The organism is Ralstonia sp. PBBBR1, assembly GCF_002256165.1.
Classification (GTDB): Bacteria; Pseudomonadota; Gammaproteobacteria; order Burkholderiales; family Burkholderiaceae; genus Ralstonia; species Ralstonia thomasii.
Genome location: NZ_NKIL01000004.1, coordinates 386759 through 409359 on the forward strand (window position 1 = coordinate 386759; position 22601 = coordinate 409359).

Genomic DNA, 22601 nt, shown 5'->3' on the forward strand with positions numbered 1-22601 from the left:
GCTTCAGTGGCCGAAGGCGGGCGAGCGGCAGATCAGACCCTCAGGCCAGCTTGCACTGCGTCTGCTCCACCGGCAGGAACGCCTTGCCGACGGCGACCACTTCGGCAAAGTCGTCCTTGTCCTTCATGCGGTTCTTGGGCTTGCCCTTGAGCAGGTAGTAGTTCTTGAGCACCTGGTGGTCCGCCGCGCGAATTTCTTCGGGGCCGGTCAGGCCGTCGTACTTCATGCCCTGCAGCGCGGCGATCACGGCCTTTGGATCGGCGCTGCCGGCCTTGGCCATTGCGTCGAGCAGGATCTTCGTGCAGGTGTACGAGCCTGCCAGGCTGTAGTTCGGGTTGGTCTTGAACGCCGCCTGCGTGCGCTTGACCAGATCGCGGTTGGCGGGCGTATCCACGTCGTGCCAGTACTGCGCGCCGAAGTACACGCCATCGCACAGGTCGGCGCCGAGCGATTCGAACTGCTCCAGGCCAGACGCCCACGCCACCAGGATCGTCGTGTTCTTCTTCATGCCGAAGCTCACCGCCTGGCGCAGCGTGTCGGACGATTGCGAACCGAAGTTCAGGATCAGCAGCACGTCGGGCTTGGCGGCCATCGCGTTGGTCAGGTAGCCGCTGAATTCCTTCTCGGTGAGCGCGTGATAGCTGTTGCCCACATGCTCGATGCCCTTTTCCTTGAAGATGTTCTTGGCCGCCGAAAGCAGCCCGTCGCCAAACACGTATTGCGGCGTGATGGTGTACCAGCGCTTGGCCTTAGGCATCGACTCGATGAGCGGGCGCACGGTGCGCTCGATGGCGCCGTATGTGGGCACCGACCAGCGGAAGGTCGCGCGGTTGCAGTCCTTGCCGGTAATTTCATCGGCGCCCGCGGTCGTGATGAACACCCCGCCGAACTTCTCCGCCTCCTTGCCCATGGCCAGCGATTCGGAAGACAGGATGCCGCCCGCGAAATAGCGCGCGTTCTTCTGCTGCGCGAGTTCCTGGACCTTGCGCACGGCCGTGGCTGGCTTGCCCTCGGTGTCGAGCACGCTATACGCCAGCGGCCGGCCGAGCACCTTGCCGTATTGCTCCACGGCCAGCTTCATGCCGAGGTCGGCAAACTTGCCATTGGCAGCGAACGGACCGGACATCGGCACCGGGCAGCCGAGTTCGATGGCATCGGCCGCAAACGCAGAACGGGCCTGCAGCACCGACGCAGGCACGGCGGACAGCGCCGCCAGTTTGAGCAAATCTCGACGATTCAAAGCGCACTCCTTGGGGTTCGTGTATGGGACACAACAAGCGCCTGGAGCCACCTGCGGCGGCCTCCTCCTAGCCTGACCGGCGAGGTTTTTCGCCGACGGTAGCGTCGAGCAAGAACCAGACCAGTTTCTTATATTTGTTATGATAAATAGGCGAAATCATCATAGAATCCGCCTCCACGCTGCGTCAACGACGACGAAGTCGGTGTTTACGCCAAGGTGTGTGGGATTGAGGTGCCGGGCGACGATGCGGGAATGCGGTGCGTACGCACGATCGAAGGGCATGCATGCACCACCTCGGGCAGCCCGGGCGGCACAAGCTCGCAGTTAGAATGCGCGCAACTAGGAACGGACATCCATGGCCACACTCGGAGCAGGCAAGACGGCGTCGATCGGCATTCGCAAGCAGAAGCGCGCCGACCTCGTTGCCGAAGAACTCAAGCGGCTGATCACGCAGCGCAACCTCAAGCCTGGCGACAAACTCCCGCAGGAGGTCAAGCTGCAGGAGACCTTCGGGGTGAGCAAGGGCACCATCCGCGAGGCGCTCAAGTCATTGGAGGTACAGGGCCTGGTGAGTGTGAGCACGGGGCCCGCCGGCGGCGGCACCATCGTCGAGGTGCCGTTGGACCGCACGTTCCAGCTCATACAGAACTATCTGTTCTTCAAGGACATCGGCATTGCAGACGTCTACACCGTGCGCTGCCTGCTTGAGCCTGAACTGGCCGCGGGCGCGGTGCCGCATCTCACCGAAGATGATTTCCACGCGCTTGAGCACACCATCGACCTGTGCGACCCAGCGTCGACCAAAGCCGCTGCGCCGCTCGACCAGCGTCAGGAAGACCTGAGCTTTCACGACATCCTGGCCGCGGCCAATCCCAATCCGATGCTGCGGTTCTGCTGCGAGTTGATCAACGAAATGATTCGGCAGCTTGTGGTGTTCGGCAATGAAACCTCGCCGAAGGACCATGCCAAGTTCGGCGCGTCCAACGTCAAGTTCCACCGGCAGATTCTGGATGCGGCCCGCGCGCGCGACGCCGACACCGTGCGCGCACTCATGAGCACGCACATGGAAGACTGCACGCATCACGTCACGCGCATGAAGGGCCGCGTTCACGGCCGCCTCGTGCTCGATTCCGAGATGCCGCGCCGCCATCGGCCGCTGATCGACGATCACGACGACAGCGACCACAGCGACGACGGCGCGTGACGGTTCAGTAAGTCTTGTAGGGCAGGAACTTGCCGCTCATGACGATGCGCACGCGATCGCCCTTCGGGTCGGGCTCGCGGGTGAGGTCCATGTTGAAGTCGATCGCGCTCATGATGCCGTCGCCAAACTCTTCGTGGATGAGCGCCTTGAACGTCGTGCCGTACACGCTGATCGCCTCGTAGAAACGGTAGATCAGCGGATCCGTTGGCACTGCCGTGGGAAGCGAGCCCTTGTACGGCGTCACCTGCAGCAGCGCGATGGTCTCTTCGGACAGCTCCAGCGCCGCGCCCACGGCATGCGCCTGCGCTGCAGTCAGCGTCATCTGGCCGAGCAGCGCAGCGGTGCTCCATTCCTTGCTGTGGCCGATGACCTCGGCCAATTGCGTCCACGTCAATTGCTTCTTGATCTTCTGCAGGACGATCATTTCGGTCACATCTTCGCGTTGCATATCGGCACCTTCGATGGGTTGAGGAAACGGCGCGCAGCATAAGCAAGGTGGATGCCATGCACGCAGTTCAGCGCCCGTGGCGACGCTTGCGCCCGATGTAAAAATTTCCGCATCGCAACATACGTCCGGCAACCGTTTCAACGCGTTGTGGGTACAACTCGAACTAGGGCAAACCCCGAGATTGACAGCGCTGTCAATTGTGGCCATTCTTGCGTCCGTCGGCACGCCACACGATTCCGAAGAGAACGCTGACACCGCTGTCATGCATGGCAGCCGGTCCAATATCAGGAGACAGTCCATGGAGCTTGAAGCCGCACGTCCGGCCGCACGTCGTCAATCCCGCAACACGCGCTTTGGTCAACGCGTCGGCGCGTCGGCCATTGCAGCCGCCGTCCTCGCGCTGGGCGCAGGCAGTGCCCACGCGTATGACATCACCACCAGCCCGTATCTGACCGGCGACTGGGGTGGCCTGCGCACCCGTCTGGCCGAACAGGGCGTGACCTTCAACCTCGGCTACGGCAGCGAAGTTGCGCACAACTTCAGCGGCGGTACCGAACACCTCACGCGCTACACCGATCAATGGGTCATCGGTACGGCGCTGGACCTGCAAAAGCTCGTCGGCTGGCAAGGCGCCACGTTCCAGGCCACCGTCACCGACCGCAACGGCCGCAACCTCGGCAGCGACGCGAACATCGGCAACAACATGCTGATCCAGGAAGTCTATGGCCGCGGCCAGACCTGGCACCTGACGCAGTTCTGGCTGAACCAGAAACTGCTCAACGACCGCCTGGAAATCAAGGCAGGCCGCGTAACGGTGGGCGAAGACTTCTTCTCGTTCTCGTGCGATTTCCAGAACCTGACGTTCTGCGGCTCCCAACCGGGCAACTTGGTGGGCGGCTACTGGGTGAACTGGCCGACCAGCCAGTGGGGCGCGCGCGCCAAGGTGCACACCTCGGCCGAAACCTATGCGCAGATCGGCGTGTACCAGGTCAACCCGAACTACGTGGATGACGGCTGGGCCCGCCGCAACGGCTGGAAGCTGAACAACCCCGGCGGCACCACGGGCGCGCTGATTCCGCTGGAGTTTGGCTGGATGCCCACCATCGAGGGTCGCCCGGGCACGTACCGCGCAGGCGTCTGGTACAACACGTCGAACGGCAAAGACCTGTATGAAGACGTGAACGGCAACGCCCGCGGCATCACCGGCCTGGACGCCAAGCAACGCAGCGGCCAGTACGGCGTCTACCTGAACCTGCAGCAGCAGATCACGGGTGCGCCGGACGGACGCGGCGCCACGGTGTTCCTGAACTTCTCGCAAGCCGATCGCAACACCGCGCAGACCGACCACCAGATTTCGGTGGGCGTGCAGTACAAGGGGCCGTTCGATCGCTTGGCCGACACCATCGGCTTTGCCGTGGGTGCCACGCACAATAACGGCCGCTATGCCGACTTTGTCCGTCAAACCAACGCACGCACCGGCGCCAATACCGTGGTGGGTGACGGCTACGAATACGTGAGCGAGCTGTATTACAGCTGGTCGCCGGTGAAGTCTGTGTACTTCCGTCCTAATCTGCAGTACATCCTTCATCCGGGCGGCACTTCGCAAAACAAGAATGCCTTCGTCGTCGGCCTGAAGACCGGCGTCACGTTCTAAGAATGCACTTGCGCACAATAGGAGACCTTTCATGATTTCCCGCGTACTGAACACCCTCGCCGCTGCGGCGGTGCTGACTTTCGCCGCCACCTCGGCCCACGCCAGCAAGGAAGCGCCGGTGATCGGCTTCTCGATCGACGACCTGCGCGTCGAGCGCTGGACGCACGACCGCGACTATTTTGTCGAATCGGCCAAGAAGCTGGGCGCGACCGTCAACGTGCAGTCGGCCAACGCCAACGAAGCCAAGCAGATCGCCCAGATCGAAAACCTGATCGCCCAGAATGTCGACGTGCTTGTGATCGTGCCGTTCAACTCCAAGGTGCTGGGCAACGCCATCGCAAGCGCCAAGAAGAAGGGCATCAAGGTGGTGTCGTATGACCGCCTGATCCTGAACGCCGACATCGACGGCTACGTGACCTTCGACAACGTGAAGGTGGGCGAGCTGCAGGCGCAGGGCGTGGTCAAGCTCGCGCCGAAGGGCAATTACTTCCTGCTCGGCGGCGCCGCGACCGACAACAACGCACGCCTGCTGCGCGAAGGCCAGATGAAGGTGCTCAAGCCGTACGTCGACAAGGGCGACATCAAGATCGTCGGCGAGCAGTGGACGCCGGAGTGGGACCCCTCCAAGGCGCAGAACATTGTTGAGAACGCGCTGACCGCCAACAACAACAACATCCAGGGCATCGTTGCCTCCAACGATGGCACGGCCGGTGGCGCGATCCAGGCGCTGGCACGCCAGAAGCTGGCGGGCAAGGTGCCGGTGTCTGGCCAGGACGCTGACTTGGCCGCCGTGAAGCGTGTGGCCGAAGGTACGCAGGCCATGACGGTGTACAAGCCGATCAAGCAGATCGCCGCCACCGCCGCCGAGATGGCCGTCGACCTCGTGAAGGGCACGGCGCCGAAGTTCAACACCAAGCTGAACAACGGCAAGAAGGATGTCGACACCGTGCTGCTGACCCCGACGCTGCTGACCAAGGACAACCTGGACAGCACCGTTGTCAAGGATGGCTTCTATACGCATCAGCAGATCTTCGGCAAGTAAGCAGCCGATGCAGTGGTCAGTCGTAGTCAGTAGGAGAACGCCATGAGCAGTAACGGCACCCTGTTCGAGATGCGCAACATCGTGAAGTCGTTCTCCGGTGTGCGCGCGCTCGACGGCGTCAGCCTGGCAGTGAGGCCGGGCGAGTGCGTCGGTTTGTGCGGGGAGAACGGCGCCGGGAAATCGACCCTCATGAAGGTGCTGTCGGGGGTCTACCCCTACGGCACCTTCGAAGGCGAGATCCTGTGGGAAGGTGAGCCGCTGCACGCGCATTCCGTGCGCGACAGCGAGCGCGCTGGCATCGTCATCATCCATCAGGAACTGATGATGGTGCAGCAGCTCTCCGTCACGGAGAACATCTTCCTCGGCAACGAGATCACCAAGCCGGGGGGCCGCATGGACTACGACGCCATGCATGCGAAGGCAGAAGAACTCCTCGCCCGCCTGCGCCTGACCGACGTGAACGTGGCCGCGCCCGTGATGAACTACGGCAGCGGCCACCAGCAGCTTTTCGAGATTGCGAAGGCGCTCGCCAAGAATGCGCGTCTGCTGATCCTGGACGAGCCGACCTCGTCGCTGTCCGCCAAGGAAATCGAGGTGCTGTTGTCCATCATTGAGGACCTCAAGCGCAGCGGCGTGGCGTGCGTGTACATTTCGCACAAGCTCGATGAGGTCAAGCGCGTGTGCGACACCGTCACCGTCATCCGCGACGGCAAGCACATCGGCACACGCCCCGCCGCCGACATGACCATCGACAACATCATCACGATGATGGTCGGCCGCGAAATGACATCGCTCTTCCCCAAGGTCGAACACACGGTGGGCGACGTGGTGATGGAAGCGCGCAACGTCACCTGCTGGGATGTCACCAACCCCAACCGCAAGCGCACAGACAACGTAAGTTTTGCCGTGCGCCGCGGCGAGATTCTCGGCATTGCGGGCTTGGTGGGTGCCGGGCGCACGGAGATGGTGTCCGCGCTGTTCGGCGCCTACCCCGGCCGCTCCAGCGCAGAGATCATCATGGACGGCAAGCCGGTCAAGGTCAGCACGCCAGCACAGGCGATTGCCAACGGCATCTGCCTGGTGCCCGAAGACCGCAAACGCCACGGCATCGTCCCGCTGATGGCCGTGGGCGAAAACATCACGCTCGCCACGCTGGCGCAATACGCGCGCGGCTTGCGTGTCGACAAGGGCGCCGAACTCACCACCGTCGACCGCGAAATCAAACGCCTGCGCATCAAGACCGCCAGCCCGGCGCTGGCGATCGCCAGCCTTTCCGGCGGCAACCAGCAGAAGGCCGTGGTCACGAAGATGGTGCTGGCGATGCCAAAGGTGCTGATCCTCGACGAACCGACGCGCGGTGTCGACGTCGGCTCCAAGTACGACATCTACAAGATGATCGCCGACCTGGCCTCCAGCGGCGTGGCGATCATCATGGTCTCTTCCGAGATGCCGGAAATCCTTGGCATGAGCGATCGTGTCCTGGTCATCGGCGAAGGCCAGTTGCGTGGCGACTTCGTCAATCAAGGCCTGACCCAGGAGCGCATCCTGGCTGCTGCAATCAACGCTGAACCCGGCCGCCAAGCGGCTTGAATTGCCATGTCCAATATCCTGCAATCCCAACTCGCCCGCCAAAGCGGCGGCAATGGCGGTCCGCGCCTGGACGGCCGCGCCATCCAGCAACTGTTCGTGCGCTACAAGGTGCTTGCGCTGCTGCTGGCCGTGGCGCTCATCTGGGTCTTCTTCTACTTCCAGACCAACGGCACGTTCCTGAAGCCCAACAGCATCTCCAACCTGTTCCTGCAGATGTCGGTGACGGGCATGCTGGCCTGCGGCATGGTGTTCGTCATCATCGCGGGGGAGATCGATCTTTCGGTCGGCTCGCTGCTTGGCCTGCTGGGCGGGCTGGTCGCCATCCTCACCGTCAACCTGGGGTGGAACACCTGGCTGGCCGTGGGTACGGTGCTCGTGGCAGGCGCGGCCATCGGCGTGGTCAACGGCTTCATCACGACCAAGCTGCGCGTGCCCTCGTTCATCGTTGGCCTGGGCGGCATGCTGGCCTTCCGCGGCTTGCTGCAGTGGAGCACCGACAGCGTGACGATCGCCCCGGTGCCCGATGACCTCGGCAACCTCGCGCAGAGCTTCGTGCCGGCATGGCTGGCGTGGTCGCTGGCCGCCGTCATCGTTGCCGGTTCGGTTGTGCTGACCGTGCTCCGCCGTCGTGAGCGCACCCGCCTGTCGCTCTCGCTCACGCCGATCTGGGCTGACGGACTGAAGCTGCTGGCGATTGCGGCCGCCTCGTTCGGCTTTGTCGCCGTACTCAACCAGGCCAGCGGCGTGCCCCTGCCGGTGCTGATCCTGCTCGTGCTGCTTGCCATCTTTTCGTACGTCGCGACACAAACCGTCTTCGGCCGTCACGTCTATGCGGTGGGCGGCAACATGGAGGCCACACGCCTGTCCGGCGTGAACGTCGGCCGCGTCAAGCTGCTGGTGTTTGTGCTGATGGGCCTGATGTGCGCCTTCGCGGGCATCATCACCACCGCACGTTCGGCGGCGGGGTCGCCCTCCGCCGGTGTGGGCGGCGAACTGGATGCCATCTCCGCCTGCTTCATCGGCGGCACGTCGATGCGCGGCGGCTCGGGCACCGTGTACGGCGCACTGATCGGCGCGCTCGTCATGGCGAGCCTCGACAACGGCATGCAGCAAATGAACGTCGACGCCTCGTGGCAGATGATCGTCAAGGGCGTGGTGCTGGTCGTCGCGGTGCTGATCGACGTGCTGTCGGGCTCCAATCGGGGCTGACGGCGGCTCGGTTCACATCACTCCAGGGGCCCATCCGGCTCCCCTCCCTGATCCCGGAACGATACGGCGGCGCGCGACGTTGCAGCGCCGGCCGCCGATCGTCCTTTTTTCTCCTCATCCCGAACGGAATTCGACATCGTGGCTGACTACCAAACCCCTGCTCGCGTTCTTGTGACCGGCGTGGCCGGCAACCTGGGCCGCAAGGTCGTCGAGGCACTGGCCTCCGCCCCGTGGTGCACGTCCATCATCGGCGTTGACTGGGTTGCCCAGAACGTCGAGTTTTCGCCGCAAGCAGCCGAACGTTTTCAATGGGTCAAGGCCGACCTCACGCAAGCCGACGGCGCATGGACGGATCTGCTGGGCAACGTCGATGCCGTCATCCACCTGGCCGCGATCCACTCCACGCCGGACGCAACGTGGGAGCAGGCGCTGGCCTCCTACGGCATGACGCTCAATGTGCTGCAGGCTGCGGCCACGCACGGCGTGCGCCGCTTCGTGTTTGCCTCGTCCAACCACGCGATGGGCGCATACAAGGACCAACCCCTGGCCGGCACCATCGGCCCCGGCAAACTCACCGCCGAGCTTCCGCCCGCCCCGGGCACGCGCTGGAACAACGGCACGGAAGACGTCTACTCGCTCGCCTACGGTACATCCAAGGCAATGGGCGAACGGCTTTGCAGCGCGGTGGGCGCCGTCTCGGCAGCCAACGGGGGCAAGCTGTCGATCGTGTCGCTGCGCATCGGCTGGGCACTGCCCGACGAGAACGACCCGAACGACATCAACTATTCCGGCACCGCTGACACACCCGTCCCCACCGAACTGCCCGATGAAGCCAGCCACATCGCGCTGCGCTGGTTCCGCAACATGTGGCTCTCGAATGGGGATCTGCGCCGGCTGTTCCTCTGCTCCGTCACGGCAGACCCGGCATGCTGGCCCGCGCCGGCTATCGTCGTGAACGGCGTGTCGAACAACCGTGGAATGGATTGGGGTCTGGAGACGGGGCGCGAGTTGCTGGGGTATGAGCCTCAGGATGATTTGTATGGGTTGATCCGGCAGCCCGCCTAAGTCAACGCGCGGGCGCGCAGGTCGATTCCCGAATCACCAACTCATACTGCAAATTCTCGTGCACCGAATGCGGCTTCAGCCCCGGCAGGTGCGGGCGATGAATCGCGATGAGCTGTTCCACAGCCGCATGCGCCATCGCCTGGATCGGCTGGCGCACCGTGGTGAGCGCCGGCCAGAGCTGGCGTGAGAGCGGCGTGTCGTCGTAGCCGCAAATGGAGAGTTCTTCCGGCACCTTGATGCCCCGCGCCTGCGCCACGCGGAGCACGCCGGCGGCCATATCGTCGTTGCCGGCAAAGATGGCGGTGGGGCGCGGCTCGCACGACAGCAGCCGCTCAGCGCAGGCCACACCCGACTCGAACGAGTGCTCGCCCTGCTCGACCAGTCGTTCGTCGACTTCGATGCCGGCTTGCGCCATCGCATCGCGATAACCGAATACGCGCTGATACGCCGCGCCGTGAGCGGGGTCGCACACCACGAAGCCGATGCGGCGATGACCGAGGCCGATCAGGTGCCGCGTCATGTCGCGTGCGGCGGCGCGGTCTTCGGTGTTGACGGACAACCCTTTGTGCTCGCGATCGGCAGGTGCCAGCCGCACGTAGTCGATGCCGGCTTCATCCAGCGCCGTGATCAGCGACGGCACGTCCGACACCGGCGGCGTCAGGATGATGCCGGCCAGGGCACGCTGGCGCGCACTCTGGATGATCTGGTCGGCGAGGTTCGGATCGCGGTAGTTGCACGGCGTGAGCAGCAGGCTGTAGTCGAGCGCCTGGCAGGCTTCGAGCGCGCCATGCTGAATGTTGACGATGTAGTTGTCGGAGGGGTTGTCGTAGACCAGCGCGATGATGTCGGCGCGCTTGCTGGCCAGTCGCCGGGCAGCCGGGTTGGGCCGGTAGTCGAGCGTCTGCATCGCCTCGACCACCTTCGCTCGCGTCTTCTCGCTGATGTTGGGCTCGTGATTCAGCACGCGCGAGACGGTCTTGATGGACACGCCCGCATGCGCGGCAACATCATCGACGGTGACAGCTCCGGCGTTGCGCTTCATGGTCTGACGATGGTCTGGCGAATGTGGTTCTGAAACACGGAACGGGCGCCATCATGCGCCCGCCAACGTGTTCGATTTTACCGCCAACCCCCACGCGGCGCGGCCGAAAAAAACTAACGGGCGCTCAATCCCGAACGGCCAATCGGCAGCCGGATGATGCCTTGGGCGAAGCTCACGCCCAGCAGAACGAGACAGCCGCCGATCCAGTGATACCCGTGCACCGTCTCCCCCAGCATCACCGCAGCCATGCCGGCCGTGAAGACTGGCATCAGGTTCATCAACACCGCCGTACGCTCACTGCCGATGCGCTTGAGCCCCTGCATCCACAGATACGACGCGACGATCGACGAGGCAATACCCGCAAACGCCACCAGCCCGATGCCCCTGGCCGGCACGGCCAGGCTGTGCGCCGTCATGGCTACCGGAACGAGCATCACGACGGCCATCAACACCTGCACGTACAGGTTGATCCACTGCCCGAACGGCAACGCCCAACGGCGATAGAGGATGTTGTACAGCGCGTAGGCAGTGACGCCGGCAAGCACCAGCACGTCGCCGTGGTTGATGCCGCCATCGAACAGGTTGGTTGGTTCTCCGCGTCCAAGCAGATACAGCACGCCCAGGAGCGACACCACCACACCGGTCACCGCCTGCGCCCCGACCGGCTGACGAAATACCACCACGTTCAAGGTCAGCCCCAGCATCGGGATCAGGGCGCCGATCACGCCCATGTTGGTCGCGCTCGTGCTGTGCGCGGCGTAGTACGCCAGGCATTGGTACATCACCATGCCCAGCAGCGCGAGCACCGCAAAGCGGCGCCACTGCGCCACCACGGCATGACGCTGGCGCCATAGCGGCCGCGCACAGAACGGCGTGAGCACGATGGCCGCCAACAACCACCGGTAGAATGAAATGGCCGCCGGGTCAACCACGCCGGCCGCGGCCTTCGACACGATTGTATTGGCGGCCCAGATCAGCACCGCCAGCAAGGGATACAGCACAGGCACGACGGCCTCCTCGAACACCCGAAGACGGCAGTGTAGTAATGTCTGGTTCAAAACATATACTTCAAACCAGACAACCTCACCCCTCGAAAGCGACAACCGTGGCTGACACCGTGTACACCGCCTTCCGCGAAGCCGATCTGCGGGTGCCCAAGGGCGCTCCGTTCTACTTTCGCTACGACCATTTCGAGCCTGAAACCGATATCGAGCCGCACACGCACCCATGGGGCCAGATCAACCGGATCAGCCTCGGGTTGATGGAGGTGGTGGTCGATGGCCGCCGGCTGACGGCGCCCGCCGAATACGTGATCTGGGTGCCGGCCAACCAGCCGCATTCGGCATCGATCCGGCAAGCGACGGATTTCCTCTCGCTGTACATGGCGGAGCCGCTTGCGCAGCGGCTGCCACCCATGGCTTGCCTGATTCCGCAAACGCCGCTGGTGCGTGCGCTGTTCGAAGACTTCGCCACGCGCCGCGTCACCGGCATGGCTGACGAGTGGGACTTGCGCCAGTTCGAATTGCTGGTCGAAACGTTGGTGCGTGCCGGCCACGCCGATAGCTACCTGCCCGACAGCACCGACCGCCAGCTGGAGCCCATCCTGCAAGCCATCCGCCTGGACCCCGCAGACACCATCACGCTGCAACAATGGGCCGAGCGCGTGCACGGCACCGAACGCACCCTTGCACGCCGCTTCCAGACCGAACTCGGCATGAGCTTCGTGCAATGGCGCAATCGCGTGCGCCTGCTTCGCGCGCTGGTGTGGCTCAAGGAGGATCGATCGGTGCAGGACATTGCGCTCGCGCTCGGCTATGGAACGCCGTCGGCGTTCATTGCGATGTTCCGCAAGCAGGTTGGGGTTTCGCCCGAGCGCTATCGACGGCAGATGTGTGGCGAGGCGGAGCGCCCCGCCGCATAGACCGTCGTCATCAAGCGACCGAGTCACCGCCATCGGCCACCAAGGCGTAGCCCGACACAACGCTCGCATCATCCGAAGCGAGGGAGGCCACGATGGTTGCCATTTCCTCTGCGCTGCCGACACGGCCAGCCGGTGTGCCCGCCGCAAAGTCATACATCGCTTGGGCTGACGGCGAGATGCCGCGATGGTGAAACGGCGTCTCGACCAGGCCCGGCGGTCTCGACATCTGGGACTATCGTTACGCGCGAAACGCGGCGATCGGCGTTGTGTTTGTCGGGATTCCGATCGGTTCGAAGAAGATCGCCTCGTTCTACTTCGACGATGCGGACGGCGTGCTTAAGAAGATCGAATACAAGGTCCTGCAGCAGTAACCCCCGGTGAAACCTGCCGCGCCCGCCACCCATGGCGCGGGCACGGCATGGCCAACGCCTGCACTCACGGCGGCACGTCAATTCCCCCAATCGCAACGCGCCCTCGTGCCTTGCTTGTTACATTGAGCACGAACGAAAGAGGGATGGGCCACCAACACAAAAATAAGTTGCATATCTAACCATCCTCACCTACCATCAATTCACCATGTTCGACCACTGCCTCTACTTCAACACCACCGCCTTGGCCCGCAAGCTCGACCGGGTCTGGGCAGACGCCTTCGCGCCGTTTGATCTCACGCCGCCGCAAGGCTTCATGCTCCGTGCGATCGTCGACCGCCCGGGCATGCTGCAAAGCGAGTTGTCGGAAGCGATGTCCGTCACGCGCCCCACGGCAACGCGCGCGCTGGATGGCCTGGAAAGCAAGGGCTTGATCGAACGCCGCAAGACGGAAGTCGACGGCCGCGAGACCGCCATCTTTCCGACGCGGGAAGCCGTCAAGATCGGTGCGGCGTTGAACGAGGCGAGCGGCGCCGTCACCGCAAGGTTGAAGCGTGTGCTGGGCAGTACCGAATTCACCGATACGGTGACGAAGATCCGCGGTGTGCGCTCCACCCTGACATGAGCGTCATTTTTTTGGCCACGTAGTTGCATTGCTAACTAAAAAGAGAAACATCATGCCCATCCTCAACGTCAAAGTCAGCGCCAAACGTTCGGCAGAAATGACGCAGAAGATCGCCAGCACCTTGCTGGAACTTACCTCCCGCATCCTCGGCAAGGACCCGAAGGTCACGGCCATTGCCATCGACTATGTCGACCCGGAAGACTGGGTCGTCGGTGGGCAGACGCTGGCCGCACAAGGCAAGAACAGCGTCTATTTCGACATCAAGGTGACGGACGAAACGAATACCAAGGCAGAAAAGGCGCAGTACATCGCCGAGGCGTTCACGGCTTTTGCTGAGTTGCTCGGCAATCTGCACGAAGAGAGCTATATCTATGTGCAGGACGTTCGCGCCGCAGCTTACGGCTACGGCGGCAAGACGCAGGAGTACCGCTACCAGCACGCATAAATGTGCCGATCGCGTCTCTCCCACCAACTAAAGAACAGGTGAAATCATGAACCGCATGAGCGCTTTCTTCGCGGCCAGTTGGCTGGCCGCCGCGCTGCTGTACTTTGGCCAACATTCGCTGCCGCTGACCGCGCTCTCGGGTGTGGTGTTGCTGGCCGGCTTCGATCTGCTGCGTCCATGAAGCTTCAGCGGGTGCGGTGCTGCGCCCGGTATTGCAGTGGGCTGCAACTGCGGTCGGCAGAAAACGCGCGACTCAGTGCGCTGACGCTGCCATAGCCGCATTCATCGGCAATGTGATCGAGCGGCTGGCGGCCCGTTCGCAGCAGAAACGCCGCCAGTTCCAGCCGCAGCATCGCCACGTAACGCCGCAGATTGCTGCCGGTGGCGGCGGCAAAGCGGCGCGTCAAGCTTCGCTCGCTCATCGCTGCCTGGGCGGCCAGTTCCGCCAATGCAGGTGGCGCCGCCAGTTCCCGCTCCACGATCTCCTGGATGGCCAGGATGGCCACATCGCCGTGGCGCTTGAACTGAGCCGTCCACACGGCCATGTGTTCGTATGACGGCAAGGATTGCGTGAGCGCCGTGCGCAGCATCCGCCGCGATGCGCCCGCCCCGCGGCAGTGATCGATGACGTACGCGCAGGCGTCCACAGCGGGGTTGATGCCACTGACGGTGATGATGCGGCCATCCACCGCCAGGGGCCGGTCGGGCGTGTAATGCACGTTGGGAAAATGCCGTGCAAACCAGGCGCGCTCGCTCGCCAGCCCGGTCGCTCTACAACCATCAAGCAGTCCAGCCTTGGCGAACAGCGGCGCCGCGTTCATGCCAACGACCAGGGCGCCAGCCTCATAGCGCCTGCGCAGCCAATCGGCGATGTGCGCCTCTTCCGCATCCAATGCCGCCTCGGGGGCGAACTGTGCGGGCACGATCACGACGTCGTAGGCTGCATCGGTCAACGCGGCGGTGGCGGGCACGGCCATCTCGCCAAAGCTCTGGACGGCTGCCCCATCGGCAGACAGCAGATCGATATCGAAGAGCCGGCTGCCCATCACATCCACGCTGCGCGCCTGCATGGTGCCGGCAACCAGCAGCATCTCCTGGGTGAGGAATACATATCCGGCAAACAGGCGCGGCGGCAGCAGGATGGCGATACGCGCCCGCGCGTGCAGACCGGGGCGTTTGGAGGCAGCTTTCGGCTGGCGCTTCATATCAAGAAGGTGGCGATCCGGATCAACCGGAATTGTCGCGGCCTTGTTGAAATACGGCAACCCATTCGCTGCCAATCCGCCACCAGTCCGGAGCCGCCATGATCGCCCGCACGCTGTTCGATGCCGAACACGACACCTTTCGTGAATCCGTCCGCCGCTTTATCGACGCCGAAGTCCTGCCCCATCACGAGCGCTGGGAAGACCAGGGCTACGTCGACCGCGCCATCTGGGAGAAGGCGGCCGCCGCTGGCTACCACTGCGCCAGCATGCCGGAAGCCTACGGCGGCGCGGGTGCCGATATCCGCTACAGCACCGTGCTGATCGAAGAGATTGCCCGCGCGGGCGCCACGGGCCTGGGCTTTGGTCTGCACTCGGAAATCGTCGCGCCGTATCTGCTGCACTACGGCAGCGAGGCGCTAAAACAGCACTACCTGCCCAAGCTTGCGAGCGCCGAGATGATCGGCGCGATTGCCATGACCGAGCCTGGCGCCGGCTCCGACCTGCAAGGCGTGCGCACCACCGCCACGCGCAGCAGCGACGGCAGCCACTACGTCCTCAACGGCTCGAAGATCTTCATCACCAACGGCTGGCACGCCGATGTCGTGATCGTCGTGGCGCGCACCACGCCGGACGGCGGCGCCAAGGGCACGAGCCTTTTCGTCGTCGACACCAGCATGGAGGGCTTCAGCAAAGGCAAGCGCCTGAAGAAGGTCGGCATGAAGGCGCAGGACACCGCAGAGCTGTTCTTCGACAACGTGCGTGTGCCCGCCGGCAACCTGCTCGGCGAGGAACATCGCGGTTTTGCCTACCTGATGCAGGAGTTGCCGTGGGAGCGCCTCCAAATTGCCATCACGGCCATCGCTTCAGCCGAAGGCGCGCTTGAATGGACGCTGCGCTACGTGCGCGAGCGCCAGGCCTTCGGCAAATCCATCCTCGATTTCCAGACCGCGCGGCACGCACTGGCGGAACTGAAAACCGAAGTACAGATTGGCCGTGTGTTCGTCGACCAGTGCATCGCGCTCAAGCTCGCCGGCAAGCTCGATGCCGCCACGGCCTCCATGGCCAAGTACTGGACCACCGACCTGCAGTTCAAGGTGATGGACCGCTGCGTGCAACTGCACGGCGGCTACGGCTACATGTGGGAATACCCCATCGCCCGCGCGTGGGCCGATTCGCGCGTGCAGCAGATCTACGGCGGCACCAACGAGATCATGAAAGAGCTGATCGCCCGCACCCTTTAACGAGCACGACCATCAGGACGCAACGCTATGGAAGCCTATATCTACGACGCCGTGCGCACCCCGCGCGGCAAGGGCAAGAAAGACGGCAGCCTGCACGGTGTCACGCCGCTGCGCCTGGCCGCGACCGCGCTGCGCGCCATCCGCGATCGCAACCAGCTCGACACGGCATTGGTGGACGACGTCGTGCTCGGCTGCGTGGAACCCGTGGGCGAACAAGGCGCGTGCATCGGCCGCGTGGCAGTGCTGTCCGCCGGCTATGCCGAGACGACGGCCGGCGTGCAGATCAACCGCTTTTGCGCATCGGGCCTGGAGGCCTGCAACATGGCCGCCGCGCAGGTGATGGCCGGGCAGAGCGACTTTGCCATCGGCGGCGGCGTGGAGAGCATGTCGCGCGTGCCGATGGGCGCCAGCGGCGGCGCGTGGCCGGTCGATCCGGCGGCCGCCATCCCGCTGTACTTCGTGCCGCAAGGCGTGTCGGCCGACACCATCGCCACCAAGTGGGGCTACAGCCGCCACGATGTCGACGCCTATGCCGCAGAGAGCCACCGCCGTGCGCATGCGGCCAGCACGGCCGGCTGGTTCACAGGTTCCATCGTGCCGGTGCGCGACCAGAATGGCCTGACCATCCTCGACCGCGACGAGATGATCCGCCCGCAGACCACCGTGGACACACTCGCGCAGCTCAAACCGTCGTTTGCGGAATTGGGCGAGCAATACGGCTTTGACGCCGTGATCCGCCAGCGCTATCCGGAACTGGAGCGCATCGAACACGTGCACCACGCGGGCAACAGCTCGGGCATCGTCGATGGCGCCGCGGCCGTGCTGATCGGCAGCCGCGAGGCCGGCAAGCGCGCGGGCCTCAAGCCACGTGCGCGCATCCGCAGCTTTGCAAGCATCGGCTCGGAGCCGTCGATCATGTTGACCGGGCCTTCGTACGCAGCAGAGAAGGCGCTCAAGCGGGCCGGCATGTCTGCATCCGACATCGACCTGTACGAACTGAACGAAGCCTTCGCCTCGGTCGTGCTGCGCTTCATGGAGGTGCTGGCCGTGCCGCATGACCGCATCAACGTCAACGGCGGGGCCATTGCGATGGGCCATCCGCTCGGTGCGACGGGCGCCATGATTCTCGGCACGCTGCTCGACGAGCTAGAACGGCGTGGGGCGAGCACGGGGCTCGCCACGCTGTGCGTCGGTGCCGGCATGGGCACCGCCACCATCATCGAACGCATTTAAGGAGCGTGCTGACATGATCGACATCACCATCGACACCGACGGCATCGCCACGCTCACATGGAACCAGCCGGGCCGTGCACAGAACGTGCTCAACGGCGAAACCTGCGCCGCCTTCTTTGCCGCCATCGACCGCGTATGCGCGGATGCAAGCGTCAAGGGCATCCTCGTCACCTCCGCCAAGGCGGATTTCATTGCCGGCGGCGACCTCGAATGGCTGCAGGCCAGCGACGACGCAGCCACGTTGTATGAACGTACGTGCGAGCTGCACCGCATGCTGCGCAAGCTGGAAACGTGCGGCAAACCCCTGGCCGCCGCGCTGCCGGGCTCCACGCTGGGCGGCGGGCTGGAGATTGCGCTTGCCTGCCACTACCGCGTGGCGGCCGACAACGCCCGCGCGCGCTTCGGCCTGCCGGAAGTGACGCTCGGCCTCTTGCCGGGCGGCGGCGGCACGCAGCGTCTGCCGCGCCTGATTGGTGTGCAGAAGGCGCTGCCGATGCTGCTGGAGGGCAAGCGCATCAAAGCGGCCGAGGCGCTCAAGCTGGGCATTGTCGATGCGGTCGTCAACGCGGGGGAAGAAGCCGATGCTGCGCGCACGTGGCTGCTGGGCGAAGGCCAGACCAGCACGCAGCAACCGTGGGACATCAAGGGCTACAAGGTGCCCGGGGGCGCCATCGCCAGCCCCGCCGTGCAGCAGCTATTCACGGCGGCCAACGCCATGCTGCGGCAGAAGACCTACGGCAACTATCCGGCAGCGGCCAGCATCCTGTCGTGCGTGTACGAGGGGCTCATCACCGATCTCGATATGGGCCTCAAGACTGAGGCACGCTACTTCGTGCAGGCCGTGCTGTCGCCGGAGGCACGCGCGATGATCCGTACCCTCTTCTTCAGCCTGAACGCGGCCAACAAGCTGGCCGCGCGCCCCGCCGATGTGCCGGTGCGCCGCTACGCCAAGGTGGGCGTGCTGGGTGCGGGCATGATGGGCGCCGGCATCGCTTACGTCACCGCCAAGGCGGGGTTGCCGGTCGTGCTGCTCGACGCCACGCAGGAAGCCGCCGAACGCGGCAAGGACTATTCCCGCAAGCTCGTCGAGAAACAGGTACAGCGTGGCCGCCTGCATGCCGACCAGGCCGAAGCGCTGCTCGCGCGCATCCAGCCCACCACGTCCTACGCCGACCTGGATGGCGCGGGCCTCGTCGTTGAAGCCGTGTTCGAGCAGCGCGAGATCAAGGCCGACGTGACGCGCCAGGCAGAAGCCGTGCTGTCGCCGGAAGCCATCTTCGCGTCCAACACGTCTACGCTGCCGATTACGGGTCTGGCCGAAGCCAGCCAGCGTCCGGGCAACTTCATCGGGCTGCATTTCTTCTCGCCGGTCGACAAGATGCCGCTGGTGGAGGTGATCGTCGCCCGGCAGACCACGCGCGCCACGCTGGCGCAAGCGCTCGATTACGTCAAGGCGATCGGCATGACGCCCATCGTTGTCAATGACAGCCGCGGCTTCTATACGAGCCGCGTGTTTTCGACCTACGTGCTGGAAGGCCTGGCGATGCTTGCCGAAGGCGTGGCGCCTGCGCTGATCGAAAACGCCGGGCTGCTGGCCGGCATGCCGGTGGGGCCGCTTGCGTTGATCGATGAGGTTTCCAGTGAACTGATCCACAAGGTCAACCAGCAGACCCGCGCGGACCTGGGCGCCGCCTACATCGAGCGCCCGGGCGAAGCCGTGGCCGAGCGCATGGTGGCGCTGGGTCGCATCGGCCGCAAGGCCGGCCAGGGCTTCTACGACTATCCGGAAGGCGGCAGGAAGGCGCTATGGTCGGGGCTGGCGAACGAGTACCCCGCAGCGGCTGCGCAACCCGACGTGCAGACGCTCGTCGATCGGCTCATCACCGTGCAGGCCGTGGAAACCGCACGCTGCCTCGATGAACGCGTGGTGACCGATCCACGCGATGCCGATGTGGGTGCGCTGCTCGGTTGGGGATTCCCGGCATTCCGCGGCGGGCCGGTTTCGCACATCCATCGGGTTGGGGTCAGCGCATTTGTCGAGCTGTGCGATCGGCTGGCTGCGCAGCACGGCCGCCGCTTCGCGCCGCCAGCCCTGCTGCGCGACATGGCAGACAAACACGCCGCGTTTTACGAACGCTGACCCGCCGGCGCCCGCGTGCCCCCTGCGCGCGGCGCTTCTCTCCGCAGGCGTTGCGCCGCACAAACAGCAACCCACGGTAAGTCCGGGTGTTGCCTGCCAAAAGCAAACGATTGCGCTCCTGCTGCCCTGCTTCCACGGTCGGGTTAAGACACATGCGGCCCGCTCCGATATAGAGTGAGATGCACATGAATTGCCGACACCCAGGCACGCGGCACGCGTGCCCTAGGCAACTGGACACGCAACCGATGGAGTGGGGATGCCCGCAGAGCAATCGAAGGCCTCTTCTGGTGGCACGACAGATACCCCGCCACGGCAAGGATGGCGGAGCAAACTGTTGTCGCCGCTCAACATCGGTGCGGTCGTGGGCCTGCTGTTCATCTGGTCGTTCACGTTCCATCAACTCACCCTAGAGCACGACAGGCTGATACGCGATGCGCAGGCGCGCACGCAGGTTGAGGCACGGGCATTTGGTGAATACTCGCTTGGCAGCGTGCGGCGCGTGTCGGAGTTCTTGCTCGATCTGCGCGCGAGTTGGCTGGCCGGCCGCGAAGTATTCGAGCATGTCATCCGCGAGCGGCAGGAGACCGTGCGCGACCTGACCTTCCAGGTTTCCGTGATCGACGAGAACGGGATGCTGCTCTACTCCAGCATCGGCCCCACAACAGAACGCGTCGACCTGAGCCAGCGCGAGCACTTTCGCGTCCACAAGGATTCGGGCGGACGCGATGTGCTCTTCATCAGCGACCCGGTGCAAGGCAAGGTCTCGAAAAAGTGGTCGATCCAGTTCACACGGCCCATCCTCAGGGCCGGGCAGTTTGCCGGCGTCGTCGTCGTGTCGGTCAGCCCGGAACAGTTCGCCAGCTTCGCCAATACGCTGGCCGTGGGCAAGGACGGGGCGGCCACGATCATCCGAGAGTCAGGTCAGGTCCTGGCCCGCGTGCCCAACCCGACCGCGGGTATCGAAAAGCCGCCGCGCCGCCGCCAGTTCAACCAGCCGGGCGCGCTGGAAACGGGCAGCTACCGCGTGGTGTCGGGCACCGACGGCGTGGAGCGCATCATCGGCTATCACCATGTGCCGGAGATCGGGCTCTACTTTCTGGTGGGCGAGTCGGTGGCCTCGGTGCTGGCGCCTTACGACGGCTATCGGCGCACCGCGCTGGTCGAGGCGGCCGCCTCCACCTTGCTCCTCGCGCTGCTGTATTTCACGCTGCGTCGCCGGGGTGCAGAGCGCAAGCGGCACATCGAAGATCTGCGCCTGGCCTCCATGGTCTATGCGTCGAGCAGCGAGGCGATGATGGTGACGTCCCTCGACGGGCACGTGATCGACGTGAACCCCGCCTTTACCGTCACCACCGGCTATTCAGCGCAGGAGTTCAAGGGCCAGTCCAGCGACGCCATCCGCTCCGAATGCAACGAGCGCGCCGTGATCGACGCCATGCGCGAGGGTGTCTCAACCAAGGGCACGTGGAGCGGCGAGTACCTGATCCGCCGCAAGGACGGCAGCGAATTCCCCGCGCTGCTCACCATCGACACGTTTGCCGACAGCACGCTGGGCGAGCCGCGCCGGGTTGTGCTGATCCACGACATGACGGAGAAGAAGCGGGCCGAAGAGGTCATCTGGCGGCAGGCCAACTTCGATGCGCTCACCGATCTGCCCAACCGGCACATGTTCTACAACCGCCTGCGCCACGAGATCGCGCGAGCGCGTCAGGCATCTACACAGCTCGCGCTGCTGTTCATCGATCTTGACCGCTTCAAGGAAGTGAACGACACGCTCGGTCATGACCAGGGCGACGTCCTGCTCAAGGAGATCGCCCGGCGCATCTCGGCCATCGTTCGCGGCACCGATACGGTCGCGCGGCTGGCGGGCGACGAGTTCACCATCATCCTGCCGGACCTGCCTGATGCCGGCGCGGCCACGCCTATCATCCGCGCCCTGCTCGCACGCATTGCGGCGCCGCTGCAGCTTGGTGAGGAAAGCGTGGAAGTATCGGCCAGCATTGGCGTGGCACTGTACCCGCGCGATGCCGACAGCGCGGAATCGTTGCTCGTGCGCGCAGACCAGGCCATGTTTGCGGCCAAGAGCGCGGGGCGCAATCAATGGGCCGTCTTTACCCCGGCATTGCAGCGCGCCGAGCAGGAACGCCTGCGCGTGACCAGCGATTTGCGCGTGGCGCTCACGCAGGGCCAGCTTGCGGTGCACTATCAGCCGATCGTCGATCTGTTGACGGGCAAGGTGCGCAAGGCAGAGGCGCTGATCCGCTGGACGCACCCCGTGCGGGGCGAGATCGATCCGGCGGATTTCATACCGGTGGCCGAAGACAGCGGGCTGATCGTCGAAATCGGCAAGTGGGTGCTGAACCAGGCGCTGGATCAGCTCACGCAATGGCACGCCACGCTCGACAACACGCTGCAGGTGTCGGTCAACAAATCGCCGCTGGAGTTCCGCGCGCACCAGTCGAGCAACGAGTCCTGGCCCAAGGTGGTGGAGCGCCGGGGGCTTCCACCGCACAGCCTGGTCGTCGAAATTACCGAAGGCTCGTTGATGGCCGACAGCGCCGAGGTGGTCGAGCACCTGCACGAGTTCAGGCGCGCGGGTGTTGACATCGCGCTCGACGATTTCGGCACGGGCTATTCGTCGCTGTCGTATCTCAAGCGCTTCGACATCAACTACATCAAGATCGACCAGTCTTTCGTGCGCAGCCTCGCAGATGACCCGAAGGACATCGCGCTGTGCAGCGCCATCGTGAGCATGGCGCACGCGCTGCGCATCAAGGTCATCGCGGAGGGCATCGAAACCGAGGAGCAGAAGGCGATCCTGGTGGCGGCAGGTTGTGACTACGGCCAGGGCCACCTCTTCTGCCCGCCGGTGCCGCCGGCAGCGTTTGCAGCCTTTGTGGTCAAAAGGCAGCACCTTGCGGAAACCTGA

The 22601-nt window shown here is 64.4% G+C and carries 20 protein-coding genes; 14 read left to right on the forward strand and 6 right to left on the reverse strand.

Features of this window, described 5'->3' with window-relative positions; all coding sequences use genetic code 11:
- Nucleotides 1–40: 40 nt before the first annotated feature.
- On the reverse strand, nt 41–1240 hold the full coding sequence (locus CFE42_RS07940) for an ABC transporter substrate-binding protein (protein ID WP_004632548.1): 1200 nt from the start codon (nt 1238–1240) through the stop codon (nt 41–43).
- A gap of 355 nt (nt 1241–1595) precedes the next feature.
- Here CFE42_RS07940 and CFE42_RS07945 point away from each other — a divergent pair, with 355 nt between their 5' ends.
- Nucleotides 1596–2444 (forward strand): FadR/GntR family transcriptional regulator, encoded by an 849-nt coding sequence (locus tag CFE42_RS07945; RefSeq protein ID WP_004632544.1) that lies wholly within the window; start codon nt 1596–1598, stop codon nt 2442–2444.
- A 4-nt stretch (nt 2445–2448) separates the two neighbouring features.
- On the opposite strand, the gene cynS is transcribed toward CFE42_RS07945, so the two are convergent.
- On the reverse strand, nt 2449–2892 hold the full coding sequence (cynS, locus tag CFE42_RS07950) for a cyanase (protein ID WP_004632542.1): 444 nt from the start codon (nt 2890–2892) through the stop codon (nt 2449–2451).
- Between the two features lie 298 nt (nt 2893–3190).
- On the opposite strand from cynS, the gene CFE42_RS07955 reads away from it, so the two are divergent.
- The 5 genes from CFE42_RS07955 to CFE42_RS07975 all read left to right on the forward strand — a co-directional run bounded on the left by CFE42_RS07955 (nt 3191) and on the right by CFE42_RS07975 (nt 9452).
- Nucleotides 3191–4546, forward strand: coding sequence for a carbohydrate porin (locus tag CFE42_RS07955; RefSeq protein WP_004632540.1), 1356 nt, complete (start codon nt 3191–3193; stop codon nt 4544–4546).
- A gap of 31 nt (nt 4547–4577) precedes the next feature.
- Nucleotides 4578–5588 (forward strand): D-xylose ABC transporter substrate-binding protein, encoded by a 1011-nt coding sequence (gene xylF / locus CFE42_RS07960; RefSeq protein ID WP_004632537.1) that lies wholly within the window; start codon nt 4578–4580, stop codon nt 5586–5588.
- Between the two features lie 42 nt (nt 5589–5630).
- Nucleotides 5631–7178: a xylose ABC transporter ATP-binding protein gene (locus CFE42_RS07965; protein ID WP_004632535.1), complete on the forward strand. Its 1548-nt coding sequence runs from the start codon at nt 5631–5633 to the stop codon at nt 7176–7178.
- A 6-nt stretch (nt 7179–7184) separates the two neighbouring features.
- Complete coding sequence (locus CFE42_RS07970; protein WP_004632534.1) at nt 7185–8387, forward strand: sugar ABC transporter permease; 1203 nt, start codon at nt 7185–7187, stop codon at nt 8385–8387.
- Between the two features lie 138 nt (nt 8388–8525).
- Nucleotides 8526–9452 carry an NAD(P)-dependent oxidoreductase gene (locus CFE42_RS07975; protein WP_004632532.1) on the forward strand — a complete coding sequence of 309 codons (927 nt, stop codon included), beginning with the start codon at nt 8526–8528 and terminating at the stop codon, nt 9450–9452.
- Between the two features lies 1 nt (nt 9453).
- Here CFE42_RS07975 and CFE42_RS07980 read toward each other — a convergent pair whose 3' ends face one another.
- Nucleotides 9454–10494, reverse strand: a complete 1041-nt coding sequence (locus tag CFE42_RS07980) for a LacI family DNA-binding transcriptional regulator (protein ID WP_004632530.1) — start codon at nt 10492–10494, stop codon at nt 9454–9456.
- Nucleotides 10495–10607: 113 nt separating this feature from the next.
- Complete coding sequence (locus tag CFE42_RS07985; RefSeq protein WP_004632529.1) at nt 10608–11501, reverse strand: DMT family transporter; 894 nt, start codon at nt 11499–11501, stop codon at nt 10608–10610.
- Between the two features lie 98 nt (nt 11502–11599).
- Between CFE42_RS07985 and CFE42_RS07990 the strand changes: the two genes are divergently transcribed.
- Nucleotides 11600–12415, forward strand: coding sequence for a helix-turn-helix transcriptional regulator (locus CFE42_RS07990; RefSeq protein ID WP_004632526.1), 816 nt, complete (start codon nt 11600–11602; stop codon nt 12413–12415).
- A 10-nt stretch (nt 12416–12425) separates the two neighbouring features.
- Here the strand turns inward: CFE42_RS07990 and CFE42_RS07995 are convergent, their stop codons facing one another.
- On the reverse strand, nt 12426–12641 hold the full coding sequence (locus CFE42_RS07995; protein ID WP_004632524.1) for an SDR family oxidoreductase: 216 nt from the start codon (nt 12639–12641) through the stop codon (nt 12426–12428).
- A 350-nt stretch (nt 12642–12991) separates the two neighbouring features.
- On the opposite strand from CFE42_RS07995, the gene CFE42_RS08000 reads away from it, so the two are divergent.
- Genes CFE42_RS08000 through CFE42_RS08010 form a run of 3 tightly spaced genes read left to right on the forward strand, consistent with a single transcriptional unit; the run spans nt 12992 to nt 14034 of the window.
- Entirely contained in the window at nt 12992–13408 is a 417-nt protein-coding gene (locus CFE42_RS08000) for a MarR family transcriptional regulator (RefSeq protein ID WP_004632522.1), read from the forward strand.
- A gap of 52 nt (nt 13409–13460) precedes the next feature.
- The gene (locus CFE42_RS08005; RefSeq protein WP_004632520.1) at nt 13461–13853 is read left to right on the forward strand and encodes a 4-oxalocrotonate tautomerase family protein; all 393 of its coding nucleotides are present in this window, start codon (nt 13461–13463) and stop codon (nt 13851–13853) included.
- A 46-nt stretch (nt 13854–13899) separates the two neighbouring features.
- Nucleotides 13900–14034: a hypothetical protein gene (locus tag CFE42_RS08010; RefSeq protein ID WP_004632518.1), complete on the forward strand. Its 135-nt coding sequence runs from the start codon at nt 13900–13902 to the stop codon at nt 14032–14034.
- 4 nt (nt 14035–14038) lie between these two features.
- Here CFE42_RS08010 and CFE42_RS08015 read toward each other — a convergent pair whose 3' ends face one another.
- Complete coding sequence (locus tag CFE42_RS08015; RefSeq protein WP_004632514.1) at nt 14039–15058, reverse strand: helix-turn-helix domain-containing protein; 1020 nt, start codon at nt 15056–15058, stop codon at nt 14039–14041.
- A 98-nt stretch (nt 15059–15156) separates the two neighbouring features.
- On the opposite strand from CFE42_RS08015, the gene CFE42_RS08020 reads away from it, so the two are divergent.
- The 4 genes from CFE42_RS08020 (at nt 15157) to CFE42_RS08035 (ending at nt 22601) form a co-directional block, all read left to right on the forward strand.
- On the forward strand, nt 15157–16299 hold the full coding sequence (locus CFE42_RS08020; protein WP_004632512.1) for an acyl-CoA dehydrogenase family protein: 1143 nt from the start codon (nt 15157–15159) through the stop codon (nt 16297–16299).
- 27 nt (nt 16300–16326) lie between these two features.
- Complete coding sequence (locus CFE42_RS08025; RefSeq protein WP_004632511.1) at nt 16327–17532, forward strand: acetyl-CoA C-acetyltransferase; 1206 nt, start codon at nt 16327–16329, stop codon at nt 17530–17532.
- Nucleotides 17533–17545: 13 nt separating this feature from the next.
- Nucleotides 17546–19672 carry a 3-hydroxyacyl-CoA dehydrogenase NAD-binding domain-containing protein gene (locus CFE42_RS08030; protein WP_004632509.1) on the forward strand — a complete coding sequence of 709 codons (2127 nt, stop codon included), beginning with the start codon at nt 17546–17548 and terminating at the stop codon, nt 19670–19672.
- A 334-nt stretch (nt 19673–20006) separates the two neighbouring features.
- Entirely contained in the window at nt 20007–22601 is a 2595-nt protein-coding gene (locus CFE42_RS08035) for an EAL domain-containing protein (protein ID WP_052035688.1), read from the forward strand.